Source organism: Amycolatopsis sp. NPDC104587 (assembly GCF_055583645.1).
The window spans coordinates 228791-254560 of sequence record NZ_JBVJNO010000010.1 but is presented as its reverse complement, the minus strand read 5'-3'; the positions used below and the strand labels follow the sequence as shown (position 1 = coordinate 254560).

Below are 25770 nucleotides of genomic sequence, written 5' to 3'. Positions count from 1 at the left end.
CTCGTCACAGCGCCGGTTCCGGCGCGAGCAGGCCGCCGGGGAACCGCTCCTGCAGCTGGGTGCGGCCGGTGACCCCCAGCTTGCGGTAGACGCTCGTCAGGTGGATCTCGACGGTCCGCACGGCCAGCTGCAGCGCGTCCGCGATGGTCCGGTTGGTGGCGCCGGTCGCGGCGAGCTCCCCGACCCGCCGTTCGCCCAGGGTCAGCACGTCGGTGACGCTGCCGGTGACCGCGTAGTTGCGCCCGCCGGCCGCGGTGACACCCGCGCGGGCCTCCTCGGCCCGGCCCCAGAACCCGGACCGCACCGAACGGTCCACAGCGGACCGGAACCGCCGGCGCGCGCCCTGGTGGTCACCGGCGCGCAGGAGGGCCCGGCCCAGCGCAGTCTCCGCCTCGGCCAGGTGCCAGGACGCCGCGGTGCCGGCGAGCACCTCGGCCGCCGCGGTCAGCCCGTCGACGGCGGCGCCGCCTTCGGCCACCAGCCCGCGGCCCAGCAGCGCGAGGCCACGCGCGGACGCGGTTCCCCACGCCCGGGCCAGTTCTTCGCCGTGCGCCACGAGCCCGGCGGCCTCCTCACGCCGGCCGAGCCGGACGAGCACACGGGCGCCGTCGAGCCACCACGGGACGAACAGCGGGTTGGCCCCGCCCTCCGCCCGCAGCGAGTCGCCGCAGCGGCGGGCGTGGCCCAGCGCGCCTTCGAGGTCGCCGCGCGCCTCGGCCAGCCGCGCGCGGGCCAGCAGATGGGCGGGGAAGCGCAGGACGGACCCGTCGAGGCCGAAGCGGTCGGCACGGGCCAGCGCGGCGGCCGCGCCTTCGGTGTCGCCCTGCTGCAGCAGGGCGAACGCCTGGGCGACCAGGGGTGCGGTCGCGAGCTCGGCGCGGTCGTCGCGCTCGGCCGCCCGCACGGCCGCCGAAGCGTCGGACAGGGCACGGGAAAGGTCGCCCGCGCCGCACGTCAGCCACGAGTGCGCGGTCAGCGTCACGACTTCCGTCCAGCCGGTGTCGCCGCGCACGGGCCCGGGCGAGAGCCCGCCGAGGGCGGCCAGTGCCTCGTCGACTTCGTCCGCGGCGAACAGCACGAAGGCGGCCAGCGAGCAGGCCCACCGCACCGAGGGTTCCGGCCGTTCCAGGGCCCGGCGCGCGCAGGAGACCGCGAGGTCGCGGTCGGCGCCGCGGATCATGTGCGCCAGCGACGCCAGGGCCAGCACGCTCACCTCGGCCGACGTCTGGCCGGTCAGCGCGGACATCGACGGCAGGCGCGCGCCGACGAGCTCGAGGGTGCCGGGCTGTTCGAACGCGACCGCCAGCAGCGCGGCCTCCAGCTCCGTGCGCAGGACCCGGCCGGCGTCCCCGGCGGGGTCGGCGTCGAGCTGCTCGAGCGCGCCGGTCAGCAGGCTGGTCGCTTCGGCCGCTTCGCCGGCCGAAAGCGCGGCGATGGCCAGCTGCAGCGAGATGCGCGCGCGGCTGCCCGTGTCTTCGGCCAGCCCGGACATCCCGGCGAGCGTCGCGTAGGCGGCCAGCGGGTCGCGCACGCCGACGAGCCGGGCGAACTCGATGCGCACCGGCATGTCCTGGGGCCGGTCGGCGACGAGGACCCCGAGGTAGCGCGCGGCGTCGTGCGGCCGGCCCGCGCGCTCGGCGGTGCGCGCGGCTTCGGCGAGCACGTCCCGCATCCAGCGCTCCGGCAGCCGGCGACGCCCGACCAGGTGCCCGGCGACGTCTTCGGGGGCGCGGCCGCGGTCGTTGAGCAGCCGGGCCGCGGTCAGCCGCAGCGGGTCCAGCCGCCGCTCGGGCACGCCGGCCAGCACGGCGTCGCGGACCGCGGCGGAGGCGAGCTCACGCCCGTCCGCGCGCAGCACGTGTTCGGCGGCCAGAACCCCGAGGGCGTCCGCGGCGAGCGGTTCGGGCACCCCGCCGAGCAGGCCGGCGAGCTCCACGTCGGGCCGGCCGAACACCGCCACGGCTTCGGCCACCCGCCGCACGTGCTCCGGACGGCCGGCCAGCACCCGCTCGACGAGCCGGGCGCGGGCGGCCGGGGCCAGCGCCCGGGCTCGCGCCAGGGCCGCTTCCTCCGGGGCGAAGCCGTCGAGGTGCAGCGCGGCGCAGATCTCCCCGAGCAGGGCCGGGTTGCCGCCGGTCAGCTCGGCCAGCTCGGCGGTGAAGCCGGGCCCCGGCCGCTCGGGCCACCACGCCGCGACCGCCTCGGCGACGTCGGGCTCGTTGAAGGCGCCCAGGTCGACGGTCGCGACGTCACCGGGCGGCAGGGTCATCGGCGGCCACAGCGGCCGGTCGGCGGGCCGCTGCGCGACGACGACCAGCAGCGGCTGCTCGGCCCCCCGGTGCGCCTGGTGGGCCAGCACCCGCACGGAGGCCTCGTCGCAGTGGTGGAAGTCGTCGAGCAGGACGACGACCGGGCCGGTCGCGGTCAGCTCGGCCAGGCGGCGGCCGAGCCGCCGCGAAAGCACCGCCACCGGCATCCCGTAGCGGCCCCCGGCGTCCGGGAGCAGCCCTTCGACGGCGTTCCCGGCGCTGCCGCCGGGACGACGGCAGGTTTCGGACAGCACGGTCGCGCGGTCACCCGCGACCCGCGCGAACTCCGCCAGCAGCGCCGTCTTGCCGGTGCCGGTCGCCCCGCGGACCCGCACCAGGGTCGCCGAACCGGCCCGCGCGTTGGCGAACGCCGAACCGAGGACCTCCAGCTCCCGCCGCCGGCCCACCACGCGACCGGCGACAGCCGTCACCTCCGCCATCCTCACCCCACTTTCACGGAAGGCGGCGGCCGCCCAGTCCTTCGTCGTCGGCGCCGTGCCACATTTCCCGCGCGTACGGCGCGTCCGGCACCGGGATCCGGTCGGTGGCCACGCCGAGCGGGACCACGGGCAGCTCCCCCAGCCCGGTTTCGATCCAGCCGAGGTCGCTCATCAGGCGCCGCATCGGCGGGGTGTCACCGTGGATCCGGTGCAGCGACTGGATGGCTCGGCGCAGTTCGGTCGCCTTGCGCCGGGCGGCGGTGAGCGCGTCGGCAGTCATCGGGGCTCCTCTCGGGCAGGGCAGTGTCCCGTGGCCCGGCCGACGTTAGGCGGCTTCGCACCCGGAAAACCCCGGACCTCGCGGCGGTCCGGCGGGTGTGAGCGGCAACACTAGGGAATCCGTGGCCGGGAGCGGCGTTGACTGGCTGATCTGAACCCGCGTCGAAGGGAAGAGCTCTCGTGAACATCGCGGACAACGCCACCACGTCGTGGATCCGCCGGTACCACCCCGCCCCCGGCGCGGGGACCCGGCTGGTCTGCTTCCCGCACGCCGGTGGCTCGGCGAGCTACTTCCACCCGGTCTCGGCCCGGTTCGCCCCGGCCGTCGACGTCGTCTCCCTGCAGTACCCGGGGCGCCAGGACCGGCGCCGGGAGCCGAACCTCGACTCCATCGCCGCGCTCGCCGACCTGGTCGCCGACGAACTGGCGGCCCTGTCGGACAAACCGGCTGTCTTCTTCGGACACAGCATGGGCGCGGTCCTCGCCTTCGAAACCGCGTGGCGGCTCGAACGGCGCGGGGTCCGGGCGCCCGGCGCGGTGATCGCGTCCGGCCGGCGCGGGCCGTCGACCTTCCGCGACGAGCGGGTCCACGAACGGGACGACGACGGGATCCTCGACGAGGTCCGCGAGCTCAACCGGCTGGACAAAACGGTCATCGGCGACGACGAGATCCTGCGGATGGCGCTGCCCGCCATCCGCGCCGACTATCGGGCGATCGAAACCTACAGCTGCCCGCCGGACCGGCGCGTCCGCTGCCCGGTGACCGTCCTCATCGGCGAGCGCGACCCGAAGGTGACCGCCGAGGAGGCGGGGAACTGGGGCGAGCACACCGAAGGCGGCTTCCGGCTGGAAGCGTTTCCCGGCGGGCACTTCTTCCTGGCCCGTCAGCAGAGCGCGGTGAACGCCGAGATCGAACGCGAGCTGCACGCCCTCACCGCTCCCGCCGCGGCATTGCACTCCGGGCGTGATTCAACATAAAGTAACATCACCAACCACACAGAACGACATGGCGGGGGTCGCGGGTGTACGCGGAAGAGCGTCAGCAGCTGATCCTCGAGCGAGCGCGCTCCAACGGCCGGGTCGACGTGGCCGAGCTGGCCGGCGAGTTCGCGGTGACGACGGAAACGATCCGCCGCGACCTCACCACCCTCGAGCGCCACGGGTCGCTGCGCCGCGTCCACGGCGGGGCGATCCCCATCGAGCGGCTCGGCTTCGAACCCGCGTTGAACACCCGCGAAAGCGTGATGACGGGGGAAAAGAAGCGGATCGGCAAGGCCGCGCTCGCCGAGCTCCCGGCGGAGGGCGCGATCCTGCTGGACGCGGGCACGACCACCGCGCACCTGGCCGAGGCGCTGCCGATCGACTGCAACCTCACCGTGGTCACCAACTCCGTCAACATCGCGCTGACGCTGTCCAAGCGGCCCAACCTGACGGTGATGCTGGTCGGCGGCCGCCTGCGGGCGCGCACGCTGGCGTCGGTCGACTCGTGGGCCCTGCACTCGCTCAGCGAGACGTTCGTCGAAGTCGCCTTCATGGCCACCAACGGGTTGTCCGTCGAGCGCGGCCTGACCACCCCGGACCCCGCGGAAGCCATGGTGAAGCGCGCGTCGATCGCCGGCGCCCGCCGCGTGGTGCTGCTGGCCGACCACACCAAGGTCGGCAACGACCACTTCGCCCGCTTCGCCGAGCTGTCCGAAGTGGACACGTTCATCACCGACGGCGGCATCGACTCGACGGTGGCCGCCGAGATCGAGCGCGAAGGCGTGAACGTCCGGACCGCCTGAGCTACCAGCGCACCGGCAGCTCGTAGAGTCCGAAGAGGACTCCGTCGTGCTTGAACTCGAGCTCGTCGGCCGGCACCGCCAGGCGCAGGCGCGGGACCCGCGCGAACAGCGTGTCCAGGGCGACCGCCATCTCCAGCCGCGCCAGGTTCTGCCCGATGCACTGGTGGATCCCGTACCCGAACGCGACGTGGTGGCGCGCCGAGCGGGCCGGGCAGAACTCACCGGCGTCTTCGAACACGGTGCCGTCGTGCCCGGCGGCCAGCCCGAGCGGCGCGACCCCTTCGCCGCGGCGGATGAGCTGGCCGGAGATCTCGAGGTCTTCGGTGGCAACGCGCAGGCTGACCACGTCGGAGATGGAGTAGAACCGCAGCAGCTCTTCGACGACGCCGTCGTGGCCGATCCACTGTGGATTGTTCAGCAGCGTGACCACGCCGAGGGAAAGCATGTTGGCGGTCGTCTCGTGCCCGGCGACCAGCAGCAGCATGGCAACCCCGAGCAGCTCGGCGTCGTCCAGCGCGCCGCCGGCGAGCAGCCGGCTGATGAGGTCGTCGGCGGGCTGCTCGCGCTTGGCCGCGATGAGCTCGGTGAGGTAGGTGTTGATCTCGCCCAGCGCCACTTCCCGTTGCCGGGCGGTCGAAGCCAGGTTGACCAGGACCCGCGTGCGCGACTCGAAGTGCTCGTGGTCTTCGTAGGGCACGCCGAGCAGCTGGCAGATGACGAGCGAGGGCAGCACGAGGCAGAAGGCGGACACGAGGTCGGCGGAGTTCCCGGCGGCGAGCATGGCGTCGATCCGCTCGTCGACGACCCGCTGGACGCCCGGGCGCAGGTCCCGCACCTTCCGCACGGTGAACTCGGGGATGAGCAGCTTCCGGAACCGCGTGTGCTCGGGCGCGTCCATCGCGACGAACCACCCGGGCAGTGCCTCGGGAGCCCCGCCGGTGGCGGGAAAACCGGGCTTCGCCGGATCCGAGCTGAGCCGCGGATCGGTCAGCGCGGCCCGCACGTCCTCGTGCCGCGCGACCAGCCAGACGGGAGTGCCGCCGGGCAGCATCGTGCGGCAGAGCCCGGGCCGGGCCCGCAGATCCGCGTAGCCATCGGGCGGCGTGACCTGGCCGGGCGCCCGCCGCGGGAAGTCGACGACGCCGGGTTCCGTACTCACCATGCACCGGTTCTACCGCGCCGCCCCGCCCGGATCCCGGTTCGGCGGCGGAAGTCTGCAAAAACCCCTAGGCGGCCCACCCGGCCGGCGCAGCGTACCCCGGTCACGTTTCGCGCGCAGTCCGGCGGCAGTGTCCTCAGGGGAATGGGGCAGACCCGGAAGGTCCGGCGGGCAATGGTGGCGACGCTTCGTCCGCGTCGACGTACTTTCGAGGACGAAGATTCTTTTCCGATTCCGGAGAAAGGAACCACAATGGCGAACACCTGGGCCAGAACAGCCATGACGGCCGCGGCGGCGGCATCGGCCGTTTCCCTGCTCGGCGCCGTTCCCGCCGCGGCCGCGGACGTCACCCGGCACTGCGTGCTGAACTCGGAAACCGGTGTGCAGCACTGTTCCACGGGAACGCAGCGCTCGGTGGCCGACGCGGAGGCGGACGGGCAGGTCGTGCAGGGCACCTTCTTCGACGGTCCCGACTACAGCGGGAACTCGCTCACGATCACCGGACCCGAACTGTGCAAGAAGGACGGCTGGGTCAACTGGCAGTTCGACCTGGGTGACGACTGGAAGAACAAGATTTCGTCCGTGCAGCCGTGGGGCGACTGCTGGATCTGGCTCTACCCGGAGCCGAACCTCGGCGGCGACCGCGACGGCCCGTTCAAGGAGAACACCGGCAACGTCGGGTCCTTCATGGACGACCGCACCCAGTCCATCGGTTTCAGCTGAGCGAAGGAGTGACCACCATGACCAGCAAGCGCACCGCATGGACGGCGGCGGGCCTCGGCCTGCTGACCGCCGCCGGGCTCGTGCTCACCGCACCCGGCGCGTCGGCCGACGGCCAGCCCACCGCGCGGGAACTGCTCGACAAGTGCGACAACGGCACGGACTCGTGCGTGTTCCACCCGGCGGGCCCGCCGGAGGAGCACACCGGGGCCGGGCACCAGGTCGGCGAGGCGGCCTACAACTGCACCGGCGATTTGCAGCGCAGCACGGTGAACTGGTCCGACACCACCGGCGAGTCGAACAGCTTCGGCGTCTCCCTTTCGGCCGAATACGGGTTCTCGGAAGTGTTCAAGGTGTCCATCGAGACGTCTTACCAGCACACGTGGGAGTCTTCGCACACCGAAGGACAGGCGACCAACGTCGACGTCCGGCCCGGGGAAAAGGGCTGGGTGGAGCGCGCGCCGAAGATGCAGAAGGTCCACGGCACCTATGAGATGCACTTCCCGGACCGGTTCTACGACCACTACATCTGGTACCAGGACTTCGACGCGGACGGCCCGGTCCCCGGCTCGACCGGCGACATCACCCAGCACACCGCCCCGATGACCGACCAGGAGCGCACGGAGCACTGCGGCTGAGCCGACGGCCGCCGCCGGAGAGGCGATCCGGCGGCGGCCTGGCTCGTCTCGGCGGCCGCCACCCCGCACCGGCACTTGCCGTGGGCGGCAGACGGCGAACTACCCAGAGTGACGAACACCCGAAGGATCCTCATGATCACCGACCGGTGAAACCGAGCTGACTTCGGCAGATCCGATCGCGTAGCAGTCCATGCGATCACTCTGTGTATCGGGGTGGCGACAAGTGTCGCATGATCATCACGGTAGGTTTCTCGCCGTTCACAGGGGCCCGACGACGCGTCCCCGCCATCCCCCAAGCCAGCGCGCGCCCCGTGGTGCGGGCTGTTTTGCCGTGCCGAAAGGAAGTTGCTTGACCGCCACGACGTTGACACAGGTGCTCAGCGAGCCCGCCACCACCGGGGCCACCCGGCTGGTCGTGCGGTGGGACCGGGAAACCGGCTGGGCGCACCTGGCCATCGCCGTTCCGGGCGCCGGTCCGGCCCGCTTCGCGGGTTTCCACCGGTTCGCCGCGGGAAGCCCCGGAGCCGTCGCCGCCGAGCTCGCCGCCGCCGGGTGCGTCTCCGCTCCCCCGCTCCACCTCGACGACACCCTGTCGGAGATCGAAGCCGCCCTGCCGGAGGTGGCCGCCGATGCGTGTTGACGACCTGCACCTCGCCGGGATCGGCGTCGAGGTCGGCGCGCTGACCCCGGTCGCCGTCTCGCTGGCGGCCGGCGAGTTCACCGCAGCCGACGCCGGCCGGACCGGCCAGCTCTCCACCGCCGTCGCCGGGCTGCCCGGCCCCGAGCTCGCCGTGCGCGCGGGGCGGAAAGCGTTGCGCCAGGCGGAGACCACGAGCGGCGAGCCGGTGTGGCCCACCCTGTGCCTGCACGCCGGGATCTACCACCCCGGCATCGACTTCTGGCACGCGGCGTCCTACGTGCGCGACCAGCTCGGCGTCGGCGCCGGTCCGGGCCTCACGCTCGAGCTCGGCGCGATGAGCAACAGCCTGGTCGCCGGCCTGGACGTCGCGGCGAGCGTGCTGCGCGGCCGCCCGGACCACGAGGCCGCGCTCATCACCGCGGGCGACCGGTTCGGCGGCCCCGGCTTCCCGCACTGGACCACCGACACGGGCATCGTCTACGGCGACGCCGGCAGCGCGGTCGTGCTGTCCCGCCGGCCGGGACTGGCGCGGGTCCGCGCGGTCGCCTCCTACACCGACCCGTCCCTGGAAGGCCTGCAACGCGGCGACGAACCGTTCCGCTCCGCCAGCATCACCGCCCACCGGTCCCTCGACATCCGCAGCCGCAAGCGCCAGTGGCTCGGCCGCCACGGCGGGCCGGCCCACGTCGACAGCCGCAACGCCGACGGCGTCACGGCGGTCGTGAAGACGGCGCTGGCCGACGCGGGTGTCGACCTGCCCGACATCACCCGGATCTGCGCCCCGCACTACGGCCGCCGCCTGGTGCACACGCAGATCCTGCGCCCGCTCGGCATCCCCGAGCACCGCACGATGACCGAGCTGGGCCTGCGGGTCGGCCACCTGGGCGCCAGCGACCAGATCGTGGCGCTCGAGCACCTGCTCCGCACGGGTGAGGCCGGTCCGGGCGACCACGTGCTGCTGCTGGGCATCGGCGTGGGCATGACGTGGACGGCGGTCGTGCTGCAGCTCGGCCCGGCGTCCGCGCGCCCGGCGGCGTGACCGTGATCGCCTGAATCCGTTCTGCCGGTTCGGCGGCGGGATGCCAGAGTGAAGGGGTGGATCTGTCCCGTCCGGAGCAGGCTCCGGACCGGACGCTTGCCGCCCCCGGCCTCCAGCAGGCCGGAACCGCCGCCTCGCTGCGCCGTCGTGTCCGCGACGCGTGCGGCGAAGCGGGGGTTCCGGTCGAAGACCGTGCCCGGCTGGTCCTGGCGGTCACCCTCGTCGTCGAGCCGGTTCTCGAAGACGGCGGCGTGGTCACCCTCACGACCGCCGTCACCGAAGACGTCCTCACCGTCGCCGTTCGGCTGCCGGAGACCGCGTCCCGGCCGGTCCTCGACGACCTGCCGTTGCCGGCGGTCGCCGGCGCCGACGGCACCGTCGGCTGGCAGGTCGCCACCGGGCGCCGACCGGTCCCCGCGCCCGCCGACGACGAGCGGGCGACCCGGCAGGAGATGCTCGCGCTGGTCGCCGCCGCGGACGCGCAGGCCCGGGAGCAGCAGGACCTGCGCACCGAGCTGGCGGAAACCAACAGCGGCGTGCTGGCCATGTACGTCGAGCTCGAGCAACGCGACGAGCAGCTCCGCAACGCCCACGCCCGGATCTTCCAGGAGCTGGAAGACGCCCTGCGCCCGCCGCCGCCGGAGGTCCCGGGGCTGGAGCTCGGCGTCTGCTACTCCCCGACCGAACCGGACTCCCCCACCGGCGGCGACCTCTACGACTGGTTCGTCCTCCCCGACGGCCACCTGCACGTGACCCTGGTCGACGCGGTCGGCCACGGCGTCACCTCGACGAGGGACGCGCTCACCGTCACCCACGCGATCCGCACCTTGGCCCTGGAAGGCCGCCCCTTCGCCGACCTGATCGCGCACGCGTCCCGCGCCCTCGCCCCGATCGCCCCCACGCTGATGGCCACGGTGCTGCTGGCCCGCGTCGACCCCACGACCGGCCACACCCAGCTCGCCAACGGCGGCCACCCGGAGCCCGTCCTGGCCGACAGTGCGGGAGCAACGAGGCTCCTCCGCCCGGCCCGCGTCGGCCGCGGCGTCGGCTTCCCGAACCCCGGCAGCCCCTGCCTGGTCGACGTCGACCTGGAGCCGGGCGCCACCCTGCTGCTGTACACCGACGGGCTGGTCGAATCCCGCAAGGACGTCGACGAAGGCCAGGCCCGCTTGCTGGAGGTGGCCGGCACGCACACGAGCCACCCGGCGACGCTGCTGCCGGCCGAGGTGGTCGCCCGGATGCACGACGTCGTCGTGTACGCGGACGACACGGTGCTGCTGGCGATCCGCCGGAACTCGTAGGCCGCCGCGCGCAACGGTCAGGAACGGCGGCGGACGCAAGCGATCGTCACCGCCACGATGACGGCGAACACCGGGCCGGTCGCGATGTGCACCACCCCCAGGACCAGAGGCTGGTTGCCGCGGTAGTAGACCACCTGGAGCGCGCCGTTGACGACGTTGACCGCCGCGCAGGTGAGCGTCGAAACCGTGTGGATCCGCCGCAGCCGGGGCACCGACCGCCAGTCCGCGGGGCCGCCGGCCACCCGGTTGAGGAGGAGCCCGGTCAGCGGACGTCCGATGAGGACGGTCGTCACGCAGACGGCGATGACCGCGAACGGGATGAGCGCCGGGATGAGGAAGAACCCGCGCGCCTCACCGGTGACGGCGGCCACCACCGCGCACGCCGCGACCAGCAGCAGGCCCAGCGCGGCCTGGCGCACCGGCTGACGCCGGCCCAGCCGCCAGCCGAACGCGGCGATCGCGGTCACCGCGGCGGCCACCAGGCCCGCGGTGAGGTCACCGGCGGCGTTGGCGGCCACGAAGGCCACCGTCGGCGCGGCGGTCACCGCGATGCCTTCCCAGCGGTTCTTCCGCGGCGGGCCGGCGGGCTCGGGCGGGGCGAGGACTTCCTGGTTCGTGTTCACACCGGAAACGTCTCACATGAAACGTTCTTGCGCAAGCTTGTATCGACTGATACGTTCTCGGTCATGACGATGCGGCTGGAGACAGCGAGAGCGACGGACCGGCCGGGCGACGAGTCCCCGTTCGCCCTCGGCCTGCTGCTGCGGCGCGCCCACGACCGCGTCGCGGCGGAGCTGCTGGCCGTCCTGCGGCCGCTGGGGCTGGAGTTCCGGCACTTCATCGTGCTCGTCGCACTCCACACCGGCGGGCCGATGAGCCAGCAGGCGCTCGTCGGCGCCGTCGGCAGTGACAAAGCCACGATGGTGCGCGTGGTCGACGACCTCGAACGCGCCGGGCTCGTCACCCGCGATCCGCGGCCCGGCGACCGCCGCGTGCACACGATCACCCCGACCTCCGCCGGGACGGCCGTGTTCGACACCGCCCACCGCAACGCCGAGCCTGTCGCCGCGCGCCTGAGCGAGGGACTCGGCGATGTCCGGCTCCTGCTGCACCTGCTGACTCAGCTCGCCTTTCCCGGCGAAGCCTGACACCGACAAGGGAGAACCATCATGCGAGTCGTCATCGCCGGCGCCGGGCTCGGCGGCCTGTGCCTGGCCCACGGGCTGCGCCGGGCCGGCGTGGACGTCGTCGTCCTCGAACGCCACCCGACCCCGCACGCCCGGCCCGCCGGCTACGGCATCCACCTCAACGCCGACGGCCTGCACGCCTTGCACTCCTGTCTCCCCAAGGAGAACTGGACGCGGCTGGTCGAGACGTCCACGCCCGCACCGGACATCGTCCGCTTCCACGACCAGGAGCTGCGGGTGCTCGCCGAACGCGACCACACCGGCACCCCGGCCAACGCCGATCCCGTCACGCGCCGGCGGGCGGTGAACCGCGACTCGCTGCGTGACGCCTTGCTCCTCGGCTGCGACGAGCTCATCCGATGGGGCACGGCCTTCGAGCGTTTCGACCACCTCGGCAAGGGCGTCCGCGTGCACAGCGCCGACGGCCACTCGATCGACGCGGACCTGCTCGTGGGGGCCGACGGGGCGAACTCCCGCGTCCGCGAGCAGCGGCTGCCCGATCTCCGGCGTCAGGACCTGGGCATCGTCAACGTCGCCGGCCGCGTCCGGCTCACCCCCGAGCTCGCGGACGCGCTACCGCCGACGCTCGTCGACGGCGCCGTCAACAACGTCGTGCCCGCCCGGCCCGGCTGGCTGTTCCTGTCCACATGGGACACCGGCGCCGAGGCGCGGTACCTGGTGTGGGCGTGGGCCGCGGACCGCTCGACCTACCCGGGCGACCTCGGCGCCACCGACCTGCTCGACCTGGTCCGTGACCGGACCGCCGCCTGGGCGTCCCCGCTCCGGCGGATCATCGCCGAGACCGATCCCGCGACCGTCGCGGCGATCCCGCTCAAGACGATGCCGCAGCTCCCGGACTGGGCGCCGACGGCCGTCACCCTGCTCGGCGACGCGATCCACACCATGACCCCGATGGCCGGGATCGGCGCCAACACGGCCCTGCGGGACGCCGACACGCTGTGCCGCCACCTGGCCGGAGACGGCGGCGTGCCGGGCTACGAAGCCGAAATGCGTGGCTACGCCAACGCGGCGCTGGCGCTGTCCACCCGCAACGCCCGCGGCGCGGCGACGACCTCCCGCCTGCCGCGCCACGCCTTCCGGACGGTCCTGCGCCTCGCCGAAGCCCTGCCGCCGGTCAAACAGCGTCTGTTTCCGGTCCCTCGAGGAGGTGCTGCGGCACCGGGTTAAGCCTCGTCACCGGGCGGATAGGTGAACCTGGTCAGCAGGTCCATCAGCTTCGCCGGTTCACCCGCGCGCAGGTGCGAAACCAGCTCTTCGGCCGGGGCGAGCGCGTCGTCGTGCGCGGCGTCGAAGACCTTCAGGCCGGCCGGCGTGATCTCGACCTCGCGCACCCGCCGGTCCCCCGGCACGGCGTTGCGGACCGCGAACCCCTTCGCCTCGAGGTCATCGACGACCCGCATGACCCCGGCCTTGTCCGAACCGGTCGCCTCGACCAGGTCCCGCTGCATCGTCGGCCCGCGGTCCACGAGGACGAGCAGCACGGCGAAGTGCCGCAGCTCCAGCCCGTGCGGCCGCATCGCGGCGGCCATCGCCCCGGCAGCGCGGGCGTGCGCCCGGCGCAGCAGCAACCCCAACGCGAACGGGGACGCGTCTCCCGGGCGGTCGGTGGCGCGGGTCCTGGGCTTCGCGGTCATGCGAGCACCCTACCCCCAGTGCGTCGGGTGATACGGTTTCATTCGATACGGAACAGGGAGGTCGCCGCCAGGAGCCGGCCGCCGGCGACCAGGGAACCCGCCTGCTTCACCGGCCGCACCCGGACGCTGACCTCGTACCCGTCGATCGCCCGGATCTTCGCGATGCGGGTCGTCAGGTAGCGGTAGAGCGCCTCGGGGTCCCGGCAGGCCACCACCGCCATCAGGTTGTCCGGCCCGCTGACCGCGAGCGTCACGGCGACCTCGTCGTGCCGCGCCAGCTCTTCGCCGACCTCTTCCAGGTGCCGCGGGGCGACCCGGATCCAGATGGTCGCGTGGGAGTGGTAGCCGAGCCGCTCGGGCAGCAGGTCGACGTCGTAGTAGAGCGCGCCGGACGTCTCCAGTGCGGCCAGCCGCCGCGCCACCCGCGCCTTGGTCGAACCGGTCTCGCGGGCGAGCCGGGCGTGGGTCGCGCGACCGTCCGACGCCAGCACGGCCAGCAGTCCGGCGTCCTCGGCGGAAGGTTCGATCGGCGGTCCGGCGACGGGGGGCAGCTCGTCCCGGAGCTCCCGTTCCTGCGCGGGACTCAGCCGGCCGTCGTACCCGGTCCAGTCCGACGCGCCGCGCGGCCCGAACCGGTGCAGCAGCAGGTCGATGCGCACGCCCAGCACGGAAACGGACTTCGGCAGCTGCCGCAGCAGCACGTCGTTGCCGTCCGATCCGCTGCCGGCGCGCAGCAGGCACATGACCTCCGCGCCGCCCGAGGTGATGTGGGCGAACGAAACCTCCGGACGCCGGGCGAGCGCGTCGGCGACGGTGTCGACCCGGTCGGGCCGGCAGCGGATCCGCGCCACCCACTCGTCGTGCCGGCCCGCGGCGGGCGCACTCCGGCCGAGCACCCGCAGCACTCCCTCGCCGCGGAGCGCCGCGTACCGGCGGGCCACCGTCTGCTCGGACACCCCGACCAGCTGCCCGATCCGCCGGAACGACGCCCGGGGAGAGCATTGCAGCGCGTGGAGGATCTGCAGGTCAACTACGTCGAACATGCCGGAAGTGTCGCATGAACGCCGATCGCACGGCATTAAGTGACGTCCTCTGGGTTCTGAATGGTCCCGCATCGCGCAGGTCGGACATGCTCGGAGAAGAAGCGAACAAGGAGGAAACACCGTGACGACGCTGGTGATCGGGGCCCGGGGTGGAGTCGGCCGCCATGTCCTGGCCGGGCTGACGGCCGCGGGCGAGGCCGTGCGCGCTTCGGTGCGCGACCCGGCGAAAGCCGGGCTGCCGCCGGACGTTCCGGTGGTCGCCGCCGACCTCGGCGCCCCGGAAACGCTGAAGGCCGCGTTGGCCGGCGTGCGCCGGGTGTTCCTGTACGCCACCGCGACGGGCACCGCGGCCTTCGCCCGGGCGGCGCGTGCTGCCGGGGTCGAGCACGTCGTGCTCCTGTCCTCGGGCAGCGTGCTGCTCCCGGGTACCCGCGGGAACGTGATCACCGAGCACCACCGGGAGGTGGAGGGGATCCTCGCGGACTCCGGGGTGCCGTGGACGCCGGTCCGGCCGCTGGTGCTGGCGAACAACGCGCTCGACTGGGCGCACTCCGTCCGCGCGGAGGGCGTGGTCCGGGTGCTGCACCCGGAAGCCGCGACCGCGCCGATCCACGAACGCGACATCGCGGCCGTCGCGGTCGCGGCGCTGCTCGATCCCGGCACGGACGGCGTCTCGGAGCTGCTGACCGGCGGCGAACTGCTGTCCCAACGACGTCAGGTCGAACTGCTCGCCGAAGCCACCGGGCGGCCCATCCGGGTCGAAGAGCTCTCGGTTTCCCAGGCACAGCAGCACTTCGAGCGTTTCGAAACACCCGACGTCGCACAATCGATCATCGGCTTCATCACCGGCTCGGCCGCCGGCGAGTCCCCGGCCACCACCACCGCACGACGAGTGCTGGGCCGCGAGCCGCTGCCGTTCGCCCGGTGGGCGGCCGAGCACGCGGCTTCGTTCGCCTGAGTCCCTTGACGGAGGAAAAGACCATGGACGTCAGTGTCGGCAAGGTCCTGCTCACGCTCAGCTCGGTCTGGTCGGCGTGCGGGTCGTACCGCTTCGACTGGAACGAAACCCACATCCACAACCCGGACTGGCCACCCCACGCGAAGTTCCACAATGCACAGACGATGAGCACGGGCGCCGTCCTGGGTGCCACGGCGACGTACCTGCTGTGGGGCCGGCGCGGCGCCTGGACGAAGGAACGCCTGCAGGTCACCACGGCGGCCGCGTCGGTCTACTGGGTGACGCAGCTTTCCGCCACGCTGTACCCGGGCACGGCACTGTTCGACCGGGCCCGGCCGGGCACCGGACGGACGGCGCCGCCGCGGTGGCGCGGTCCCCAGACGGTCGTCGCCGGCACCGCGTTGCTCGTCAACGCGCTGTCCTACGCTCTGGAACGCCGCCGGCAGGAGGTCCGACGGAGTAGCTCAGGTCCTCGCTGACGAGAGAGTCCGGACGCAGCCGCAGCCACCTGATCCCCTTCTGCTCCGGATCATCCAGCAGATAGCCGAGAAAACGCTGATCCCAGGTCGTCTCGTCGGAGCCGAGGTAACGGACGAGTTTGCGCCGTCCGCGCGGCACGTCGAACGGCAGGATCTCGGCGTGCCCACGGGCGATGACCTGCCGGACCAGTCCGGTCGTGAGGTCACACTCGTCGACGACGAGCGCCAGTGCGGGGTCCGCCCGCACCCGGCGCAGCAGGTTCGCCCACGGACCGGTCAGGATCCAGAACGCCCGTTCTTCCCAGAGGAACCACGTCGGCCGCACGGTCGGGCCGTTGGTGGCGACCCGGGCGACAAGCGGCCGCACCAGGAACGCGGAAATGTAACTTTCACGCCCCGCCGGTCCTTTGTGGACCCACCGCGACGGCCGTGAAGTGCCCGGGCCACCCGGGCCCGCCGGACGCGGCGGCGACGCACCGGTGGAAGTCGTCGCCGCGGTCGTGCAGCACGCTCTGCCCGGTCAGGTGCCCCTGCCGGCAGCGTGCCTCACCCGATGAGTACGACTCACCGGACGCTCTTTCCCTGTCGCCTTCGGCCGGTTACAGTACGCCGATGGGAGCGCTCCCAGTCGCCAACGCCGACGACGCTGTGAGGACTCATGAGAGCGACAAAACAGGTACGCGTTCCCCACGGACGCACCACCCACCCGACCGGGCCCGGGACGAGAAGGGTCGCCGTCGCGGCCCTGGGCGCGACACTCCTCGCGGGCGCCACCGCCCTCGTGGTGGGCGGCAGCGCCCAAGCCGCCGCCTCGCCGTTCTACGTCGACCCGGGCACCAACGCGGCCCAGTGGGTCGCCGCCAACCCCGGCGACTCACGGACGCCGATGATCCGGGACCGCGTCGCCGCCACCCCGCAGGGAAGGTGGTTCACCACCACCAACACCTCGACGGTGCGCGCCGAGGTCGACGCCTACGTCGGCGCCGCCGCGGCGGCGGGCAAGGTCCCGATCATGGTCGTCTACGACATCCCCAACCGCGACTGCGGCGGCGCCAGCGGCGGCGGGGCGCCGTCGCACGACGCCTACCGGGCGTGGATCGACCAGGTGTCCGCCGGCATCGCGGGCCGCGCCGCGGCGATCGTGCTGGAGCCCGACGTGCTCGCGCTGATGACGAACTGCCAGTCGGCCGACCAGCAGAACCAGACGAAGGCCTCGGTGGCCTACGCGGGCAAGAAGCTCAAGTCCGGGTCGACGCAGACGAAGGTGTACTACGACGTCGGCCACTCCGCGTGGCTCTCGCCCGCCGAAGCCGCGTCGCGGGTGCGGGCCGCGGACATTTCGAACAGCGCCGACGGCATCGCTACCAACGTGTCCAACTACCGGTCGACCGGCGACGAAGCGGCGTTCGCCAAAGCGGTGTTGAACGCGGTCGGCGACTCGCGGCTGCGCGCGGTGATCGACACGAGCCGCAACGGCAACGGCCCGCTGGGCAGCGAGTGGTGCGACCCGGCCGGGCGGGCCATCGGCACGCCCAGCACCGACGCCACGGGGGACGCGCAGATCGCCGCGTACCTCTGGGTCAAGCCGCCGGGTGAGGCCGACGGCTGCCTCGCCGCGGCCGGGCAGTTCGTCCCGCAGCGGGCGTACGACCTCGCGGCCGCCGGGGCGCCGCCGGCCGGCACCACCCCGACGAGCGCCACGACCACGCCGACCACTCCGACAACCCCGTCGGGCGGCGGTTCGTGCAAGGTGACGCACCGGGTCGTCAGCTCGTGGCAGAACGGGTACACCGGCGAGGTTGTCATCGAGAACCGGGGCGCGGCCGTCACCGGCTGGACGCTGACGTTCTCCGCGCCGGGCGTGACCGTCGGCCAGGGCTGGAACGGCACCTGGACCGACACCGGCGACACCGTGCGCGTCGTGAACGCCTCGTGGAACGGGAACCTCGGCACCGGGGCCACCGCGACCGTCGGCTACAACGCGGACTTCAGCGGCGGCACCCCGCCCTTCCTGTCCCCCACCCTGAACGGAGCGTCCTGTTCCTGAGCCCCACGACCGCCGGACGAGCACGGGCCGTGCTCGTCCGGCTCGCGGTTCTAGCCGGCACCCGGAACGCCGCCCCGGGCGGACACGAGTTCCGGAACGCGGACCACCACCGTCCGCGCCACCAGGTCGCCGAGCCGCTGACGGCGCCGGGTCACCACGATGCTGACCACGGCCACCAGCCCCAGCAGGAGCCCGTCGACGGTGAGCAGGACCCACCGGATCAAGTAGGCGCGCGCCTTCGGCTGCTCGCCCCGCAGGGTTTCCACGCGCAGTCCCATCACGAGCATGCCCGGCGTGATCCCGCCGCTGCGCACCGGAACCCAGATCTGGACCACGAGGTCAGCGGCGTAGGAAACCGCGATGAACGTGACCAGCGGCCCCCACAGGATCAGCTTCGGCGGCACGAAACCCCACTGCAGCAACGGAATGACGACCAAGCCGACGGCGAGCGCGGCGAACACCCCCAGCCCGACGGTGAGAGCCCGGTCCAGCACCGCCTGGGCGACCCGGCGGCCCGCCATCCCCAGCGCCGGCGTCACTCGAGCAATCCCTGCTGCCAGGCCCAGACCGCGATCTCCGTGCGGTTGCGGAGCTCGAGCTTGCGCTGGACGCCGGCCAGGTGCGTCTTGATCGTCGAGAGGGAGACGCGGAGATCGTCGGCGATTTCGGCGTTGGTCCGGCCGCGGGCGACCGCGAGCACGACGTCGGACTCACGACTGGTCAGCGGGGTCGTCACCGGCCGGGCCCGCCGCCGGGCCTTTTGGGTGAACCGCGCCAGCAGGCGGACGGTCACCGACGGCGAGACCATCGCCTCGCCCCTGGCCGCCGCGCGCACGGCGTCCACCAGCATCCGCGGACCCGCGTCCTTGAGCAGGAACCCGCAGGCGCCGGCGACCAGCGCGGCGTAGACGTTCTCGTCGGCGTCGTAGGTCGTCACCACCACGATCCGCAGCGGGTGCGTCACCGCCGTGCCGGCGAGCAGCTCGGTCGCCCGCAGGCCGTCCACCTTGGGCATCCGGATGTCCATCAGCGTGACGTCCGGCCGCAGCCGCCGTGCCAGCCGGACCGCGGACTCCCCGTCGGCGGCCTCGGCGATCACCTCGATGTCCGGTGCGGCGTCCAGCACCAGCCGGAAACCGGTGCGCACCATGACCTGGTCGTCGGCGACGAGCACCCGGATGGTCATCAGATCCCCCGTGGCAACGACCCGAACGGCGCATCCTCGGCGCCGAGCGGCAGACGAGCCGTGACCCGCCAGCACGAACCGTCCCGTCCCGCGGTCAGGCTACCGCCCAGCATCACGAGGCGTTCGGTCATGCCGATGATCCCGAAGCCGCCCGGTGACGGCGGCGGGGTCGCGGGGACGCCGTCGTTGAGCACTTCGAGCACCAGGTCGCCGGCCTCGACGCGGGCGGAGACCGACACTCGCGTCGCTTCCGGCGCGTGCCTGCGGACGTTGGTCAACGCCTCGGTCACGACGCGGTGGACGGTCGTGGCCAGCTGCGCCGGCACGGCCAGCTGGTCCAGCTCCTCGGCGACCTCCGCACGGGCGAAGGAACCGGCGGCCGCGCGCAGCGCGTCGCCGAGCGCGGCGCCGGAGGGTGGCGGCACGTCTTCGGTGTCCCGCAACATGCCCACGAGCCGGCGCGCGGCGGCCAGTGCCGCGCCGCCGGCCTCCTCGATCTCGCGGTAGACCGCGGCGTGGTCGCCGGCGTCCGGGTTCGCCTCGGTGATCGCGCGGGCGGCCTGCACCCGCACGACGATCCCGCTGACGTGGTGGGACACCAGGTCGTGCAGCTCCCTGGCCAGCTGCAGGCGTTCCTGGCCGCGGGCCCGCTCCAGCGCGTCCAGCTGCCGGTTGTCCGCCGCCCGCAGGATGAGCCCGACGCCGAGGCAGGCGCCCCAGTACGCGGCGGCGGCCACCGCCAGCAACGCCGCCGGCACGCCGGCGCCGTAGCGCAGCAGCGGCGCGGCGATCATCACGACACCGAGCGCCGGCGCCAGCGCGGCCGCGTGCTTCGGTTCGAGCTTGCGGCTGGCCGAGGCGGCGAGGATGCCGGCGGCCACGATCTCGGCCACCGGCGGCTGGGTCCGGACGTGCCCGGCGAAGGGCACGACCGTGCCGACCGCCGACAGCACGGCGACCACGCTCCCCAGCACGCCGACGTGGCGGGGGAACCGCCGCCGCAGCACGGCCAGCACCGGGATCGCCGTGCCCGTGGACGCCAGGACCCCGGCCAGCGGGGCGAGCCCGCCGTGGTTCCCGGCGGGCAGCCGCAGCATCAGCACGACGTCGGCGACGACGGCCACGGCCAGCAGGGCGATCTCGGCGCCGAGCATGCCGCGCCGCGCTGTCGTGCCCGCTCCGCGCATGGCCGTCATGATCCGCCGACCGGCGTCAGCCCGCGCGCCGGACCCCGGCGACGTAGCGGTTGGACGGCGACGCGTAGCTGAGCACCGTCGCGACGACCGCCACCCCGCAGCTCAGGTAGGCCGCCCACGAGGGCTGGGTGGTCAGTAGCGAAGCGGCCTGGAGGACCGTGAAGACGGTCAGCGTGACGCGGGCCCAGTTGCGACCGGCCTTGAGCTTGAACGACAGCCACAGGTAGACGAGCGCGACGACCACGGCGACGGCGACCGGGACGACCTGCGCGAACAGGGTGAGCCGGTCGAGCTGCTCCGGCGGCGCAGTGGGGTTGGTGCGGCGCAGCGTCGCCGCGATCTCGTCGCGTGCGCCGAGGACGAGCAGCCCGCCGGCGATCGCGGAGACCGTGGACACCAGGAAGCCGAAGAAGGCGGCGATGATCGTGCTGGGCGGGTTCCCCCGCGCTGTCTCGGTAGTCATACCGGGAAATTAGGACTCCACGCTGCCCGGCACGCGCCGAGTCGTGCCCGTCTCGTACTTTCGGCCGAGGCGGCCTTGTGCTCGGGCCTGCTCTTCGAGTCCGTTCAGGACACTCCGCGGTAGAAGGCCCGGTGGGCTTCGGCGGCCGCGGCCCACGTGTAGCGGCGAGCCAGCGCTCGCCCGGGCGCGAGGTCGGCGTCGTGGAGCGCGGCTCGCAGCTCCCGGGCGAAGCCGGGCGGGTCGGCCGCGAACCGGGCGGCGCCGCCGAAGACCTCGCGCAGCACGGGCAGGTCGCGGGTCACCACCGGCACCCCGGCGGCCAGGGCCTCCATCGCGGCCAGCCCGAAGCCCTCTTTGGTGGAGGGAAAGGCGAACACCGCCGCCGAAGCCATCAGCGACGGCAGCTCGTCGTGGGCGACCGGGCCCAGCACGACCGGCGCGACGCCCAGCTCGGCCGCGCGTTTCTCCCAGCGCGTGCGGTAGTCGCGGTAGTCGAACAGCGTCTCGCCTCCCGCGATCAGCAGGCGGAGATCCGGCTCGGCCAGCAGCGCGTACGCCTCCAGCAGGTCCAGCGACCCCTTGCGCGGCTCGATCCCGCCCACCGCCAGCACGTACCGCCCGCGTTCCGGTGACCGGGCCGCGGTGGCGAAGCGGTCGTAGTCGACGCCGTTGGGGATCACCGTCGCGGTGATGCCCCAGCCGTCACGGACCTCCGCCGCGACCGAGGCCGAAACGCAGACGTGCGCGTACGGCAGGACGATGGCGCGTTCGTGGCAGGCCGCCAGCTCCGGGGTGGTGAAGGTGTCGAGGTGGTGGATCGTCCGGACGCACGTGTCGACGGCGTTGGCGCTGATGCAGTCCTGCGCGTGGACGACGTCGTAGTCGTCCGGGGTGAACGCGGACCGCAGGACCGCGATCGAGCGCAGGATCCGCGCGCCGACGGACTCCCCCGGGACGTCCGGGAGCGGGACGATCGCCAGCCGCACCCGCGGGTCGACCGGCCGGAAGAACCCGGCGTCACCGCCGCGGCCGAGCGTCCACACGGTGACGTCTTCGCCGAGCTCCGCCAGCGCCTCGGCCAGCGCGAGCGTGTGCACCACTCCCCCGCGCGGCTTGGTGGAGTAGCTCAGCAGGGCGATGCGCATCAGGCCTCCCGGTACACCGACGGTTTGCGTTCCCCCAGGTGGTGCAGCACCCGCCGGGCGTTCGCGATCTCCTGGCCGACGTCCAGTTCGGCGACCGCGATGCCGGCCTTGGACCAGGTGCGGGCGAGGATGTCACCGCCGGGGCCGACCACCTTGGCCTGGCCGAGGAACCGCATCCCGCCCATCGCACCGGTCTGGTTGGACGAGACGAGCACCACCTGGTTCTCCGCCGCGCGCGCCTGGTCGTAGAGGTCGAACAGGCGCGACTGGCGGTCCTGCGCCATCCGCGGCGCGCGGTTGGTGATGCTGGTCGGCCACGCGCTGAGGCAGGCGAGCACCTCCGCGCCGTCGACCGCCAGCGTGCGTGCCGACTCGGGGAACGTCTTGTCGTAGTCGATCAGCATGCCCAGCCGCCCGACCGGCGTGTCGAACGCGGCGAAGGCGTCACCCGGCTCGTAGGCGACGCTCTCCCCCGGCGGCTGGTGCACCTTGCGGTGCCGGCCGAGCACACCGTCGCCGGTGACGCAGACCGCGGAGTTGTAACGACGCGGCCCGTCCGCCTCGCAGTAGCCCACGCAGACGACCATCTCCGCGGCCAGCGCGGCGATCGTCTTCAGCTCCGCGCAGCCGGGGTCGAGTGCCGGGGGCAGGGCGTCCGGGTCCGGGTGGCGCAGGTCGGCGAGGTACCCGCCGAGGGCCGCGTCCGGCAGCACCAGCAGCGCGGCGCCCGACGAGCGCGCGTGGTCGATCAGCGTCGCGATGCGCTGCAGGTCGAAGTCGAGGTCGCGGCCGAAGTGCGCGGCCACGGCGGCGATGCGGATCTGCCCCATTCACGGGACACTAACCGGGTAGGCGTCGGGCCGTCTGTCCGCCAGGTGCCCCATCGACCGCCTCGCGGTCGCGAGCGCCGCCTGGACGTCAAGGTCGGCGACGGCCAGTCCTTCCGTGACGCCGGTGTCGGCGACGATCTCGCCGCCGGGGTCGACGACCTTGGCGCTCGCGACGAACCGGAGGTCGCCGAAGGCGCCGGACTGGTTGGCCGAGAGCCAGACGATCTGGTTCTCCAGCGCCCGCGCCCGGTCGAAGAGGTCGAACCGCCGCTTCCAGCGGTCCTGCGCGAGGTCGGGAGCCGCGTTGGTCCGGCTGCCCGGCCACGCGCTCAGGCAGACGACGATCTCGGCGCCGTCGAGGGCCAGCGCCCGCGCCGACTCGGGGAAGGCCTTGTCGTAGCAGATCATCATGCCGAGGCGTCCGACCGGCGTGTCGAACGCGGCGAACCCGCGGCCGGCGCCGTAACTGGCGTTTTCGGCCAGGGGCTGGTGCACCTTGCGGTGGTTGCCGAGGACGCCGTCGCCGGTCACGCAGACCGCGGAGTTGTAGCGGCGGCCACCGGCGAGTTCGCAGTACCCCGCCGTGAGGACGAGGTCACCGGCCAGGGCCGCCAGCCGTTTGATCTCCGGGCCGTCCACGGCCAGCGCGGGCGGGCCCTCGGCGCCGCCGTCGAGGTTGGCGAGGTAACCGCCGAGCGCCGCCTCGGGCAGGGCCAGCAGCCGCACGCCCTCGGCCTTCGCCTCGCCGACGAGCTTCTCGATGCGCGCGAAGTCGCCTTCGAGGTCGCGGTCGAACGGCGCGGCGGCCGCGGCCATCCTGAGTGTGGTCATGAAATCCCCAATCCGGTGACGCCGCCGTCGATGGCGGGCGTCCGTTCGCCGTCGGGCCAGCGCAGCGTGATGCCGGTGCCCGCGACCAGCTCGCCGCAGTCCGCGGTCACCGCCGGATCCGCGGGTGCAGGCGCGCCGGCGGTGAGCATCGCGAACCCCGGGAAGCAGGTCAGCCAGTCCCCTGTGGACGCTTCGCGCGGCCGTGGCACCTTGCCGACGTCCAAAATCGCGCCGCAGCCGGACGCCTCGGCGAGCATGCCGAGGGTGCCCGCGATCCCGGCCATCGAGACGTCTTTGGCCGCGCTCGGCCGGGCTTTCGCGACGGAGCCGAGCAGGGCGCGCAGCTGTGGTGTGCGGCGGAAGCTCGTCGAGTCCCATTGGCGTCCGGTGTAGCCGGGCCGCCAGCCGCCGCCGAGGTCGGCGGTGAGCCAGACGCGCTCACCCGGCTTGCCACCGCCGCCGGGCACCGGGTCTTCGGTGCGTCCCAACGCCGTGACCGACAGCGATACCGGGACGCCGAACTGCGTGTGGCCGCCGAGAACCGGGACGCCGTACGCCTCGCTCGCCTTCCGCAGTCCACTGAGGACCCGGGCGGCGAACGACGCGTCCCGCGCGCCCAGCGCGTCGAGCAGGCCGGTCGGGGTGGCGCCCATCGCGGCCAGGTCGTTGAGGTTGACCAGGACCGAGCACCAGCCCGCCCATTCGGGGTCGCGCTCGACCATCGACGGGATGATCGCGTCGCAGGCCGCGACGACGTCCGTGCCGGGCAGCGGGACACCGTCGTCGCCGACAAAGCCGGGCACGCCGGTCATGCCGCGCAGCAGCGGGCCGAGCGCGGCCTTGGTCGAGCGGGCCAGCGCGGCGATCCGGCCGATCGGCCACCGCATCAGCACGTGGTCGTGACCCGCGACGGTCACCGGCCGGACGCGCTGCCAGCCGAGCCGGGTGAACAGCTTTTCGGTGCGGGTCTGCACGGTCGCTTCGAACCGCAGCGCGCCTTCGGACTCGGCTCGTGCGCAGGCCGCGCGGACCAGGGCCGAGCCGAGCCCACGTGGTGACCCGGGCGCGACGACCAGGCGGCCGCCCTTCCACCAGCCGAGGTCCGGGCCATCGGTCGCCGGGCCGAGCCGGACACCGCCGAGCACTTCGCCTGCCCTGTCCATGGCTACCAGGACCAGGGTGCGCGGGTCGGTGTCGTGGTCGTCCAAGTCGTGCCCGGCGAAAAGTCCTTGCCGAGCGACGAATGCTTCGTGGCGCAAGGTGCGATAGGCGGTCAGTCCACCGGGGTCGGCTTCGCCGATGCTGAAAGCCGGGCGCGCCGCGACGCTGCGGACGTCGCCCAGCAACGCGAGGATGTCGTGGTCCACCTCAGCCACCCGCCGCACTGAGCAGGCCACAGGCGCCGCACGCGGCACAGCCCGCGCCCTGGTCGGCCCCGGTCATCCCGGCCGCCCGCAGCAGCGCGGCGATCCGGCCGGTGACGTCGGCGACCAGCGCGGGTGACGGCGCGGTCGCCCCGTCCCGCCGGGCCAGCGTGCCGACCATCGGCCGCATCGGCACGGCGAAGGGATAAACACCCATGTCGATCAGCCGACCGGCACCGTCCACAAGGGAGTCCGGGTCCTCGCCGAGGCCGATCAGCAAGTACGTCGAGACGCGGTTGCGGCCGAACACCCGGACCGCTTCCGTCCACGCGGCTTCGTACTCCGCCATCGGCACGGCCGACTTGCCCGGCATCCAGCGCCGCCGGACGTCGTCGTCCAGGGACTCGACGTGGATGCCGATCGACGTCGCCCCGGCGTCCCGCAGGTCCCGGAGCACGCCGAGGTCGCCCGGCGGCTCGATCTGCACCTGGATCGGCAGTCCCGGTACGGCGTCGAGCACCGCGCGGACGCAGCGCACGAGGTGCCGGGCGCCGCGGTCGGGCCCGGACGTCGTGCCGGTCGTCATCACCATCTGCCGGACGCCGTCGAGCCGCACCGCCGCCTCGGCGACCTCGGCGAGCTGCGCGGGTGTCTTCGCGGCCACAGTGGACCCCGCCCGCAGCGACTCCTCGATGGTGCAGAACCGGCAGCGCTGGTCCTCGGTGTACCGGATGCACGTCTGGACGACTGTCGTCGCGAGGACGTCCTGTCCGTGCAGCAGGGCGATCTTCCGGTACGGCACACCGTCCGAAGTGGACAGGTCGTAGAACCGCGGCCGGCCGACCGGCGCGACACTCAGGCCGAGGTCGACCCGGCCGCGGTGGATCCGGCCGGCGCGGACGTCGTAGGGGCTGTCGGGGTTCAGCGGCAGCGTGGCGTTGGCACCGTCGACCACCAGGTGGCCGTCGTCGCTCGGCCCGGCGCCCTTGCTGCGCTGCACAGGTGCGTCCACGCGCACCCCGCGGACGGCGATGTCGGCGCGGGTCTCCAAATCCTCTTCGATGCCAACGCGCACGG

Annotated in this window: 28 protein-coding genes; 12 read left to right on the top strand and 16 right to left on the bottom strand. The window is 73.3% G+C overall.

Annotated elements, in window-relative coordinates:
• Positions 1 to 4: 4 nt before the first annotated feature.
• A complete protein-coding gene (locus tag ACZ61C_RS31000) occupies positions 5 to 2740 on the bottom strand; it encodes an AAA family ATPase (RefSeq protein WP_465311383.1) in 2736 nt (911 codons plus the stop codon).
• A gap of 22 nt (positions 2741 to 2762) precedes the next feature.
• Positions 2763 to 3029, bottom strand: coding sequence for a hypothetical protein (locus ACZ61C_RS30995; protein ID WP_465311382.1), 267 nt, complete (start codon positions 3027 to 3029; stop codon positions 2763 to 2765).
• A 179-nt stretch (positions 3030 to 3208) separates the two neighbouring features.
• Here ACZ61C_RS30995 and ACZ61C_RS30990 point away from each other — a divergent pair, with 179 nt between their 5' ends.
• A complete protein-coding gene (locus ACZ61C_RS30990; protein ID WP_465311381.1) occupies positions 3209 to 4006 on the top strand; it encodes a thioesterase II family protein in 798 nt (265 codons plus the stop codon).
• A 44-nt stretch (positions 4007 to 4050) separates the two neighbouring features.
• On the top strand, positions 4051 to 4812 hold the full coding sequence (locus tag ACZ61C_RS30985) for a DeoR/GlpR family DNA-binding transcription regulator (RefSeq protein WP_465311380.1): 762 nt from the start codon (positions 4051 to 4053) through the stop codon (positions 4810 to 4812).
• A gap of 1 nt (position 4813) precedes the next feature.
• On the opposite strand, the gene ACZ61C_RS30980 is transcribed toward ACZ61C_RS30985, so the two are convergent.
• Positions 4814 to 5974 carry a cytochrome P450 gene (locus ACZ61C_RS30980; protein WP_465311379.1) on the bottom strand — a complete coding sequence of 387 codons (1161 nt, stop codon included), beginning with the start codon at positions 5972 to 5974 and terminating at the stop codon, positions 4814 to 4816.
• 249 nt (positions 5975 to 6223) lie between these two features.
• On the opposite strand from ACZ61C_RS30980, the gene ACZ61C_RS30975 reads away from it, so the two are divergent.
• The 5 genes from ACZ61C_RS30975 to ACZ61C_RS30955 all read left to right on the top strand — a co-directional run bounded on the left by ACZ61C_RS30975 (position 6224) and on the right by ACZ61C_RS30955 (position 10309).
• Positions 6224 to 6694 (top strand): hypothetical protein, encoded by a 471-nt coding sequence (locus ACZ61C_RS30975; RefSeq protein ID WP_465311378.1) that lies wholly within the window; start codon positions 6224 to 6226, stop codon positions 6692 to 6694.
• A 17-nt stretch (positions 6695 to 6711) separates the two neighbouring features.
• Positions 6712 to 7329: a hypothetical protein gene (locus tag ACZ61C_RS30970; protein ID WP_465311377.1), complete on the top strand. Its 618-nt coding sequence runs from the start codon at positions 6712 to 6714 to the stop codon at positions 7327 to 7329.
• Positions 7330 to 7678: 349 nt separating this feature from the next.
• Entirely contained in the window at positions 7679 to 7969 is a 291-nt protein-coding gene (locus ACZ61C_RS30965) for a hypothetical protein (protein WP_465311376.1), read from the top strand.
• Positions 7959 to 9008, top strand: a complete 1050-nt coding sequence (locus tag ACZ61C_RS30960) for a ketoacyl-ACP synthase III family protein (RefSeq protein ID WP_465311375.1) — start codon at positions 7959 to 7961, stop codon at positions 9006 to 9008. The genes ACZ61C_RS30965 and ACZ61C_RS30960 overlap by 11 nt, the downstream gene beginning before the upstream one ends.
• Before the next feature lie 56 nt (positions 9009 to 9064).
• The gene (locus ACZ61C_RS30955) at positions 9065 to 10309 is read left to right on the top strand and encodes a PP2C family protein-serine/threonine phosphatase (protein WP_465311374.1); all 1245 of its coding nucleotides are present in this window, start codon (positions 9065 to 9067) and stop codon (positions 10307 to 10309) included.
• Positions 10310 to 10326: 17 nt separating this feature from the next.
• Here ACZ61C_RS30955 and ACZ61C_RS30950 read toward each other — a convergent pair whose 3' ends face one another.
• The gene (locus ACZ61C_RS30950) at positions 10327 to 10932 is read right to left on the bottom strand and encodes a DUF3159 domain-containing protein (RefSeq protein WP_465311373.1); all 606 of its coding nucleotides are present in this window, start codon (positions 10930 to 10932) and stop codon (positions 10327 to 10329) included.
• A gap of 63 nt (positions 10933 to 10995) precedes the next feature.
• On the opposite strand from ACZ61C_RS30950, the gene ACZ61C_RS30945 reads away from it, so the two are divergent.
• The gene (locus ACZ61C_RS30945) at positions 10996 to 11457 is read left to right on the top strand and encodes a MarR family winged helix-turn-helix transcriptional regulator (RefSeq protein WP_465311372.1); all 462 of its coding nucleotides are present in this window, start codon (positions 10996 to 10998) and stop codon (positions 11455 to 11457) included.
• A 21-nt stretch (positions 11458 to 11478) separates the two neighbouring features.
• Positions 11479 to 12684, top strand: coding sequence for an FAD-dependent oxidoreductase (locus tag ACZ61C_RS30940; RefSeq protein WP_465311371.1), 1206 nt, complete (start codon positions 11479 to 11481; stop codon positions 12682 to 12684).
• On the opposite strand, the gene ACZ61C_RS30935 is transcribed toward ACZ61C_RS30940, so the two are convergent.
• Complete coding sequence (locus tag ACZ61C_RS30935) at positions 12681 to 13151, bottom strand: MarR family winged helix-turn-helix transcriptional regulator (RefSeq protein ID WP_465311370.1); 471 nt, start codon at positions 13149 to 13151, stop codon at positions 12681 to 12683. The two genes, ACZ61C_RS30940 and ACZ61C_RS30935, sit on opposite strands and share 4 nt — an antisense overlap.
• A gap of 38 nt (positions 13152 to 13189) precedes the next feature.
• Complete coding sequence (locus ACZ61C_RS30930) at positions 13190 to 14194, bottom strand: Lrp/AsnC family transcriptional regulator (protein WP_465311369.1); 1005 nt, start codon at positions 14192 to 14194, stop codon at positions 13190 to 13192.
• A 121-nt stretch (positions 14195 to 14315) separates the two neighbouring features.
• On the opposite strand from ACZ61C_RS30930, the gene ACZ61C_RS30925 reads away from it, so the two are divergent.
• On the top strand, positions 14316 to 15152 hold the full coding sequence (locus ACZ61C_RS30925; RefSeq protein ID WP_465311368.1) for an NAD(P)H-binding protein: 837 nt from the start codon (positions 14316 to 14318) through the stop codon (positions 15150 to 15152).
• 23 nt (positions 15153 to 15175) lie between these two features.
• Complete coding sequence (locus tag ACZ61C_RS30920) at positions 15176 to 15631, top strand: DUF6640 family protein (protein ID WP_465311367.1); 456 nt, start codon at positions 15176 to 15178, stop codon at positions 15629 to 15631.
• Here the strand turns inward: ACZ61C_RS30920 and ACZ61C_RS30915 are convergent.
• The gene (locus ACZ61C_RS30915; protein WP_465311366.1) at positions 15561 to 15998 is read right to left on the bottom strand and encodes a pyridoxamine 5'-phosphate oxidase family protein; all 438 of its coding nucleotides are present in this window, start codon (positions 15996 to 15998) and stop codon (positions 15561 to 15563) included. The two genes, ACZ61C_RS30920 and ACZ61C_RS30915, sit on opposite strands and share 71 nt — an antisense overlap.
• A gap of 291 nt (positions 15999 to 16289) precedes the next feature.
• On the opposite strand from ACZ61C_RS30915, the gene ACZ61C_RS30910 reads away from it, so the two are divergent.
• Positions 16290 to 17678, top strand: a complete 1389-nt coding sequence (locus ACZ61C_RS30910; protein WP_465311365.1) for a glycoside hydrolase family 6 protein — start codon at positions 16290 to 16292, stop codon at positions 17676 to 17678.
• Between the two features lie 50 nt (positions 17679 to 17728).
• Here the strand turns inward: ACZ61C_RS30910 and ACZ61C_RS30905 are convergent, their stop codons facing one another.
• From ACZ61C_RS30905 to ACZ61C_RS30865, 9 genes are all read right to left on the bottom strand, one after another.
• Positions 17729 to 18217: an RDD family protein gene (locus tag ACZ61C_RS30905; protein ID WP_465311364.1), complete on the bottom strand. Its 489-nt coding sequence runs from the start codon at positions 18215 to 18217 to the stop codon at positions 17729 to 17731.
• Complete coding sequence (locus ACZ61C_RS30900; RefSeq protein ID WP_465311363.1) at positions 18214 to 18864, bottom strand: response regulator; 651 nt, start codon at positions 18862 to 18864, stop codon at positions 18214 to 18216. Before ACZ61C_RS30900 ends, ACZ61C_RS30905 begins: the two co-directional genes overlap by 4 nt.
• A complete protein-coding gene (locus ACZ61C_RS30895; RefSeq protein WP_465311362.1) occupies positions 18864 to 20051 on the bottom strand; it encodes a sensor histidine kinase in 1188 nt (395 codons plus the stop codon). Before ACZ61C_RS30895 ends, ACZ61C_RS30900 begins: the two co-directional genes overlap by 1 nt.
• Positions 20052 to 20076: 25 nt before the next feature.
• The gene (locus ACZ61C_RS30890) at positions 20077 to 20523 is read right to left on the bottom strand and encodes a hypothetical protein (protein WP_465311361.1); all 447 of its coding nucleotides are present in this window, start codon (positions 20521 to 20523) and stop codon (positions 20077 to 20079) included.
• Between the two features lie 104 nt (positions 20524 to 20627).
• Positions 20628 to 21668, bottom strand: coding sequence for an MSMEG_0565 family glycosyltransferase (locus ACZ61C_RS30885; protein WP_465311360.1), 1041 nt, complete (start codon positions 21666 to 21668; stop codon positions 20628 to 20630).
• Positions 21668 to 22498: a carbon-nitrogen hydrolase family protein gene (locus ACZ61C_RS30880; protein WP_465311359.1), complete on the bottom strand. Its 831-nt coding sequence runs from the start codon at positions 22496 to 22498 to the stop codon at positions 21668 to 21670. The genes ACZ61C_RS30885 and ACZ61C_RS30880 overlap by 1 nt, the downstream gene beginning before the upstream one ends.
• Positions 22499 to 23329, bottom strand: a complete 831-nt coding sequence (locus tag ACZ61C_RS30875) for a carbon-nitrogen hydrolase family protein (protein ID WP_465311358.1) — start codon at positions 23327 to 23329, stop codon at positions 22499 to 22501.
• Positions 23326 to 24705 carry an MSMEG_0567/sll0787 family protein gene (locus tag ACZ61C_RS30870; RefSeq protein WP_465311357.1) on the bottom strand — a complete coding sequence of 460 codons (1380 nt, stop codon included), beginning with the start codon at positions 24703 to 24705 and terminating at the stop codon, positions 23326 to 23328. Before ACZ61C_RS30870 ends, ACZ61C_RS30875 begins: the two co-directional genes overlap by 4 nt.
• Positions 24698 to 25768 (bottom strand): MSMEG_0568 family radical SAM protein, encoded by a 1071-nt coding sequence (locus ACZ61C_RS30865; protein WP_465311356.1) that lies wholly within the window; start codon positions 25766 to 25768, stop codon positions 24698 to 24700. Before ACZ61C_RS30865 ends, ACZ61C_RS30870 begins: the two co-directional genes overlap by 8 nt.
• Between the last annotated feature and the right edge of the window lie 2 nt (positions 25769 to 25770).